Below are 8,243 nucleotides of genomic sequence, written 5' to 3'. Positions count from 1 at the left end.
GTCTCTGGCTAACACTTCCCCTTGCCGGGCGTGTAGGGGACTCCCACCCCCAAGTCAGTGCGCCCTGCCGGGCGCACACAAAAAAGGCCGCCTGCGCTACCCGCGCAGACGGCCCCGTCAGGTCTTGCCGTTGCCCTACACCGCCAGGATCTGCCCGCCGCCGTAGCTCGACTGCTCCGGCGCCTCGCCGCCCAGAGCCATCTTCACCGCGCAGTACTTGAACTCCGGGATCTTGCCGAAGGGGTCCAGCGCCGCATTGGTCAGCTTGTTGATCGCCGCCTCGTAATAGCAGAACGGCACGAACACTGCCCCGCGCGGCGTGCCGGCGTCGGCCCGCGCGTACAGCGTGACTTCGCCGCGGCGCGATGCCAGCGTGACCACGTCGCCCGGCTTGCCGCCCAGCGCGTCCAGGTCCAGCGGGTGCACCAGCGCCACGGGGTCGGGCTCGATCGCATCGAGCACGCCGGCGCGCCGCGTCATGCTGCCGGTGTGCCAGTGCTCGAGCTGGCGGCCGGTGATCAGCACCATCGGGTAGTCGACATCGGGCCGCTCGGCCGCCGGGATGATATCGGCCGGCACAAAGCGCCCACGGCCGGTCTCGGTCGGGAAGCTGTCGATAAAGATCACCGGTTCGCCCGGGTCGCCCTCTTCCTTGCACGGATAAGTCACAGCATGTTCGCGCTCCAGCCGCTCCCAGGTCACGCCGCCGATGCTGGGCATGGCCTGGCGCATCTCATCGAAGACCTCGGCCACGCCGTCGTAGTGCCAGTCCAGTCCCAGTTGCTCCGCCATCTGCTGGATGATCCACAGGTCCTGGCGCGCCTGCCCCGGCGGGTTCAGCGCCTGGCGGCCGAGCTGAACGGTGCGGTCGGTGTTGGTGAAGGTGCCGGTCTTCTCCGGGAAGGCCGAGGCCGGCAGCACCACGTCGGCCAGGTAGGCGGTCTCGGTCAGGAAGATGTCCTGCACCACCAGGTGGTCGAGCGAGGCCAGCGCCTCGCGCGCGTGCTCGGCGTCGGGATCGGACATGGCCGGGTTCTCACCCATGATGTACATGCCGCGCACCTCGCCGCGCTCGATCGCCTGCATCACTTCGACTACGGTCAGGCCGGGCTGGCGGTCCAGCGGCATGCCCCACAGCGCCTCGAAGCTGGCGATCGCCACGGGATCGTCCACGCGGCGGTAGTCCGGGTACATCATCGGGATCAGTCCGGCGTCCGACGCGCCCTGCACGTTGTTCTGGCCGCGCAGCGGATGCAGGCCGGTGCCGGGGCGGCCGATCTGGCCGGTCATCAGCGCCAGCGCGATCAGGCAGCGCGCGTTGTCGGTGCCGTGCACGTGCTGCGACACGCCCATGCCCCACAGGATCATCGAGGCCTTGGACGTGGCATACAGACGCGCGACCTCGCGGATGACCTCGGCCTCGATGCCGCACACTGGCGCCATCAGTTCCGGGCTGTACGCCGCGACATTGCGCTGCAGCTCGTCAAAGCCGATGGTGCGGCTGTCGATGAAGTCCTGGTTCACCAGGCCCTCGGTGACGATGACATGCATCATCGCGTTGAGCAGCGCCACGTCGGCATCGGGCTTGAACTGCATGAAGCGATGGGCAAAGCGCGCCAGGTCCGAGCGGCGCGGATCGGCCACGATCAGCTTGGTGCCGTTCTTCACCGCATTCTTGATCCAGCTGGCCGCGACCGGGTGGTTCACGGTCGGGTTGGCGCCGATCACGATCACCACCTCGGCCTTGTCGACATCCATCACCGGGTTCGACACCGCGCCCGAGCCGATCCCTTCCAGCAGCGCCGCCACCGACGAGGCATGGCACAGCCGCGTGCAGTGGTCGACGTTGTTGCTGCCAAACCCGGTGCGCACCAGCTTCTGGAACAGGTAGGCCTCTTCATTGCTGCCCTTGGCCGAGCCAAACCCTGCCAGCGCGCGCTTGCCGTGGGTGTCGCGGATCTGCGCGAGCTTGCCGCCGGCCAGCGCCAGGGCCTCTTCCCAGGTGGCCTCGCGGAACACGTCCATGACGTGGTCCGGATCCATGACGAAATCGCCCTGCTTGGGCACGCCTTCGCGGCGCACCAGCGGCACCGTCAGGCGCTGCGGATGCTGCACGTAGTCAAAGCCGTAGCGGCCTTTCACGCACAGCCGCTCGTGGTTGGCCGGGCCATCGCGCCCTTCCACGAACAGGATGCGGTTGTCCTTGATGTTGTAGGTCAGCTGGCAGCCCACGCCACAGTACGGGCAGACCGAGTCCACCTGCTTGTCCGGCACCGCCAGCGCGGCGTCGCGCGCGGGCATCAGCGCGCCGGTCGGGCAGGCCTGCACGCATTCGCCGCAGGCCACGCAGGTCGACGCACCCATCGGGTCGTCCATGTCGAACACGATGCGGGCTTCGTCGCCGCGCAGCGCCAGGCCGATCACGTCGTTGACCTGCTCGTCGCGGCAGGCGCGCAGGCAGCGCGTGCACTGGATGCACGCATCCAGGTTGACGGCGATGGCCGGGTGCGACAAATCCGCCGCCACGCGTTCGCGCGGGGCAAAGCGGGGCTTGCCGACTTCCAGCTTCGCGGCCCACTGGTCCAGTTCGTTGTGGCGGGTGTAGTCAGTCTCGGGCATGTCCGACTGCAGCAGTTCCAGCACGGTGCGCTGCGCACGCAGGGCGCGCTCGGACTCGGTCTGTACCTGCATCCCTTCCGCGGGAAAACGGCAGCAGGACGGGGCCAGCACGCGCTCGCCCTGGATTTCGACCATGCAGGCGCGGCAGTTGCCAGCCGGCTCGAGGCCATCCTTGTAGCACAGGTGCGGGACGTCGAAGCCTTCGCGCTGGGCCACCTTGAGCAGGCTTTCGCCGGGTTGCGCGCTCACTTCGCGGCCGTTGAGCGTGAAGGTGACGGCTGGCTCGGCGGATTCGACAAGCGCGCGTTCGGCGCGGGTCAGTGCATTCATGTCAGTCTCTCAGGCCAGTTCGTGCGGGAAGTACTTGATGACGCAGTCGACCGGATTGGGCGCGGCTTGCCCCAGCCCGCAGATCGATGCATCGCGCATCACCGCGGACAGGTCATCCAGCGCCGACAGGTCCCACTTGGGCTGGCGGATCAGGTCGAGCGCCTTGGCGGTGCCGGTGCGGCACGGTGTGCATTGCCCGCAGGACTCGTGCTTGAAGAAGTGCATCAGGTTGCGCGCTGCCTGCGTGGCGCTGTCCTGGTCGGACAGGATCACCACCGCGGCCGAGCCGATAAAGCAGCCGTAGGGCTGCAGCGTGTCGAAGTCCAGCGGGATATTGCCCATCGATGCTGGCAGGATGCCGCCAGAGGCGCCACCCGGCAGGTAACCGTAGAACGCATGGCCGTCAAGCATGCCGCCGCAGTATTCGTCGATCAGTTCGCGCACCGTGATACCCGCCGGCGCCAGATGCACGCCGGGCCGTTTCACCCGGCCGGAGACCGAGAACGAACGCAGCCCCTTGCGGCCATTGCGCCCCTGCGAGGCAAACCACTCGGCGCCCTTCTCGATGATGTCGCGCACCCAGTACAGGGTCTCGAAGTTGTGCTCCAGCGTGGGCCGGCCGAACAGGCCCACCTGCGCCACATAGGGCGGGCGCAGCCGCGGCATGCCGCGCTTGCCTTCGATCGACTCGATCATGGCCGACTCTTCGCCGCAGATATAGGCGCCCGCGCCGCGGCGCAGTTCGATCGTCGGCAAGCCGGGGATTGGCGGGTCTTGCTGCAGCCGCCGCAGTTCTTCGGCCAGCAGCGCGCGGCAGCCAGCGTATTCGTCGCGCAGGTAGATATAGATCGCTGACACGTTGACCACCGTCGCCGCGATCAGCATGCCCTCCAGAAACCGGTGCGGATCGCGCTCCAGGTAGACGCGGTCCTTGAAGGTGCCGGGCTCGCCCTCGTCGATGTTGACGGCCATCAGCCGGGGCGCGGGCTCGTTCTGCACGATGCGCCACTTGCGCCCGGTCGGGAAGCCCGCGCCGCCCAGCCCGCGCAGGCCGGAGTCCTCCATCGTGCACAGCACGGCGGCCGGTTCCAGGTCGCCGCTGGCGAGGAACTTCAGCAAGGCATAGCCGCCGTCCTTCTGGTAAGCGTCGTAGCCGATATAAGGCTCGGGCGCATGGCGCACGGCCTTTGCCTGCACGGCGGCGTCGATGGCCTCGGCCGTGGCAGCATCGACCGGATTCTGCCCGACCAGCGCCGCGGGCGCCTTTTCGCAGCGGCCGATGCAGGGCGCGGCCACCACGCGCACTTCAGTGCCGAGCACCGCGGGCAGCTTGTCGATCAGCGCGTGCGCGCCCGCCAGCTCGCAGGCAATGCCTTCGCATACGCGCACGGTCAGCGCCGGCGACGGCGCGATCTGGCCGTCGGCGTCCTCGCGCACCACGTCGAAGTGGTGGTAGAAGGTGGCGACTTCATAGACCTCGGTCATCGACAGCCGCAGTTCGCTGGCCAGCGCCACCAGGTGCGGCATCGCCAACTGGCCGTAGCGGTCGTTGATGCAGTGCAGGTGTTCGATCAGCAGGTCGCGCCGGCGGGGCATGTCGCCCAGCGCCACGCGCACTTCGGCCAGCGCGGCCGCGTCTACCTGCCTGCCCTTGGGCTGGCGGCGCTTGCGCTGCCGGCCGAGCCCCGTCGCCTCGAGTGGAATGACAACCTGGTTCATGGCGTGCCTGGATTCTGTTTGTGGGGTTCCGATGTGCAATCAGGAAGGCGCCCGGCGGGCCGCCCTCCTGTCGCGCTTTGTAGTTGTCGTATTGTGCTACCGGGCGCGGCGTCTGTGCAGGCATCGCAGCCGCCACGTCCGGGTCCTGCCGGCACCGGGGGGCGCCGTACTGCTTTCTTTATCAGGTCAGGTCTTCCGGCACGGTACGGTAGCCCATCGGTGCCGAGGCATTGGCATGCACATATTTACGGGCATGCGCCTCGCGCATCGGCTTGAGCACGAACAGCGCCATTACCGCGGTCAATGCCGCCATGGCGGAGGCCACCATGAAGACCGCATGCCAGCTGCCTGTGACAGTGGTGATCACGCTGGAGAACGGCACCAGCAGCGCGGCCGTGCCCTTGGCGGTGTACAGCAGGCCCGCGTTGGTGGCGGCAAACTTCGGCCCGAAGGTGTCGCCGCAGGTGGCAGGGAACAGGCTGTAGATCTCACCCCAAGCGAAGAACACCACGCCTGTCAGCACCACGAAGGCAACCGGATGGTGGCCGTACTTGGACAGCAGCAGGATGCCGATGGCCTCGACCCCGAAGGCAAAGAACATTGTGCGTTCACGGCCGATATGATCGGAGATCCAGCCGAAGAACGGGCGCGTCAGGCCATTGAGCACGCGGTCGATGGTCAGTGCGAAGGTCAGCGCCGGCAAGGTCAGGCCGAGGATCGAGATCGGGGCGTCGTGCAGGCCGAAGTCCTTGGCGATCGGGCCGAGCTGGGCGGTGGCCATGAGGCCGCCGGCGGCCATCATCACGAACATCGCGTACATGACCCAGAAGATCGGCGACTTCAGCACCTCGCGCGGCGAAGCATTGTAGGTTGCGGCAGCCTTCAGCGTGGACTTGACCTCGCTCAGGATCTTGGCCGACGGCGGGTACAGGGCCATGCCCAGGATGAACACGATCAGGCCCTGGCCAAGACCGAACCACAGGAACGCGGCCTCATAGCCCGAAGTCTTGATCATGTTGGCAATGGGCACCACGGTCAGCGCGGAGCCCGCACCGAAACCGGCTGCGGTAATCCCCGCTGCCAGGCCCCGGCGATTGGGAAACCATTTCAGCGCGTTGCCCACGCAGGTGCCATACACCGCGCCCGCGCCAAGGCCGCCGATCGCCGCCGCGAAGTAAAGCATGGGCAGCGAGGACGCCACCGAGTTCAGGGCCCACGCAATCGCGCACAGCAGGCCACCGCCCACCACCACCGGGCGCGGGCCGTACTTGTCGACCAGGTAGCCTTCAATCGGCACCAGCCAGGTTTCCGTCACGACGAAGATGGTGAAGGCCACCTGGATCGCGGTGCGGCCCCAGTGGTACTTGTCGTCGATCGGGTTGACGAACAGCGTCCAGCCGTATTGCATGTTGGCGATCATCGCCATGCAGATCACGCCGAATACCAGTTGCACCCACGGCGACGCAAAGCGCGACGTGGACTCCCTCTGCTGCAATTCCATGATGTCTCCTTATAGCGGCTTGCCGCCAAGGTGGAAGATGGGCGCCTGTAGACGCCTCTGCGTGACTCTCAGTCAAAGAACAGCTGAGCCGTTCTAGTGCTATACGGTATGTGATATATCAGGTAAGTCAAGCGTATTCGTCGCGGCCCTGCAGCATGAGACCGCGGCGAGCGACACCTGGCTGGCCGTTGCTGCAGTGCGACTGGTGCGCACACTGCATCAATGGCCGGTCCGACAGCATCCGGAGTCGTTGGAAATCAAGCAGTTGCCATGCATCGGCGCATCAATCCGCCGACTGCTGGCACCCGCAAGAATGCCGGGGATCGCGCGTGGGAAAAACCGGGAAAACGATGAGTTGGGGAAAGTCCCTAGATGCATACATTAATGTATTGCACCGCATGTATGGCCTTGGGAACGATGCCTGAGGAGGCGCTGCAGGCACGGCAGGGAGCTGCCGGATTGGGAAAGGCGGCGCACGCAAGGGTTGCGCGGGGCGATCGCTAGCAGCGATCGGGAGGAAGGTGGTGGCGGCCGCAGGTTCGCGCGGAACCCTGCCCTGCCTCGCGGCGAATGCCGCAGGTCAGGAATCAACCGAGGTACTGCCACAAGGGATGCCGGCCGCTACAACCCTTGCCAGATGCGCTGTTCAGCGCGAAAGGCGCATGGCCCCTGCGCGCATTACGCGTAAGCCAGTTCACCGGCAGCGGGCACGATGCGCGACGGGCTGGCACGGCCCACGCCATCGCTTTCCTGGTTCGAGCCCAGGCCGGCGAAGCGACCATGCTCCTGCGCGGTCACCAGCACGTCCATCGGCAGGCGCGTGGCCAGCAGCGTGGTAACGCCGACACCGGCAGCAATCAAGCCCAGGCCAAGAGCGACGAGAAGAGCGACTTCCATTTGAAAACTCCAATAGCGTTGTGGTCAGGAGTTTTCATTATATGCTGCGCTGCACTATGTGTAAATATCCTGTATGTGATATATCAGTAGAAGTTTTGCACTAATACAACGAAAGCCGCCCCAATGCCCCCAGAAGAGCCGATGGCCTCACACCGTGGTCGTTTCACGACGCGCCACCGGTGGCTCCTGATACTCCTGGCCACGCAAGGCATCCCAGATTGCCGCGGCATTGGGCTTGAGCGAACGGCTCTTGCGCCGAACCAGCATCACCGTGGAAGTCACCTGCGGACGCAGCGGCCGCATCACTGCCGCCGGATTCATGCCGCCAACCTGGGCACGCGACGGCACCACGCCGATCCCGAGGCCCAGCGCCACCATGCCGAACACCGCCGCAAAGTGGCCAAGCAACTGCAGCGAGCCCGCACGCACGTGATAGCTGCTGAGCGCCTTCTCCACCGCGGGCTGCATGCCGCACTGCTGGTCCAGGGCCAGCACGCGGGCATCGCTCAGGTCGCCCCACCCTACCGCTTCGCGCATGGCCAGCGGATGCTGGGCGGGCAGGACGGCATGGTAGGCATCGACGCACAGCGGTTCACAATAGAGGTCATCGCTTGGCTGCGGATCGGTGGCAATGCCGAAGTCCACCTCGCCGCTGCGCACGCTTTGCAGCACCGACTCCTGCGAGCGGTCCTTCAGGTGAATGGCAATCGCCGGCCACGCTTGCCGGCAGCCGGCCAGCCACGTCGGCACCGACATCGAGCTGAGCACCGGATCCGAGGCGATCTGCACCAGGCCCTGGCACGGACGGCTGGCGCTCTGGCTGTCGCGCAAGGTCTGCTCCACCTCTTCGATCAGGTGGCAGATGCGCTGCGACAGGTGCTGGCCGGCATCAGTCAGTTCCACCTGGCGCGTGGTACGGTCGAACAGGCGCTGGTCGATCTCATCTTCCAGCTCACGCACGCTGCGGCTGACCGCGGATTGCGTCAGGCCCAGTTCAACCGAGGCACGCGTAAAGCTCTTGTGCCGCGCTACCGCGGCGAAGGCCTTCAGTTGGGGGAGCGAGATATTCATGACCTGCCCCCCTGCCCAGCACCGGCGTGGCTGAGACGGAGCCTGTCTTCAGGCATGGCGGGGTGTCGCGTTGCACGCACCATTGCGTTCAGTCCGGTCACGGTAG

The 8,243-nt window shown here is 66.4% G+C and carries 5 protein-coding genes; all 5 read right to left on the bottom strand.

The features are described 5' to 3' along the window. Positions 1-135 precede the first annotated feature (135 nt). Complete coding sequence (fdhF, locus tag AC1Q7H_RS18390) at positions 136-2,949, bottom strand: formate dehydrogenase subunit alpha (protein ID WP_492378130.1); 2,814 nt, start codon at positions 2,947-2,949, stop codon at positions 136-138. A gap of 9 nt (positions 2,950-2,958) precedes the next feature. Further along, positions 2,959-4,668, bottom strand: coding sequence for an NADH-ubiquinone oxidoreductase-F iron-sulfur binding region domain-containing protein (locus AC1Q7H_RS18385; protein WP_492381534.1), 1,710 nt, complete (start codon positions 4,666-4,668; stop codon positions 2,959-2,961). Between the two features lie 181 nt (positions 4,669-4,849). Further along, complete coding sequence (oxlT, locus tag AC1Q7H_RS18380; protein ID WP_013953322.1) at positions 4,850-6,169, bottom strand: oxalate/formate MFS antiporter; 1,320 nt, start codon at positions 6,167-6,169, stop codon at positions 4,850-4,852. Between the two features lie 678 nt (positions 6,170-6,847). Further along, entirely contained in the window at positions 6,848-7,066 is a 219-nt protein-coding gene (locus tag AC1Q7H_RS18375; protein WP_492381533.1) for a hypothetical protein, read from the bottom strand. 147 nt (positions 7,067-7,213) lie between these two features. Next, positions 7,214-8,137, bottom strand: a complete 924-nt coding sequence (locus AC1Q7H_RS18370) for a LysR family transcriptional regulator (RefSeq protein WP_013953324.1) — start codon at positions 8,135-8,137, stop codon at positions 7,214-7,216. Positions 8,138-8,243 lie beyond the last annotated feature (106 nt).

The sequence above is a fragment of the Cupriavidus sp. GW823-FHT06D04 genome (assembly GCF_058795055.1).
The sequence above is the reverse complement of the archived record's forward strand: the minus strand, read 5'-3'. Positions and strand labels throughout refer to the sequence as shown.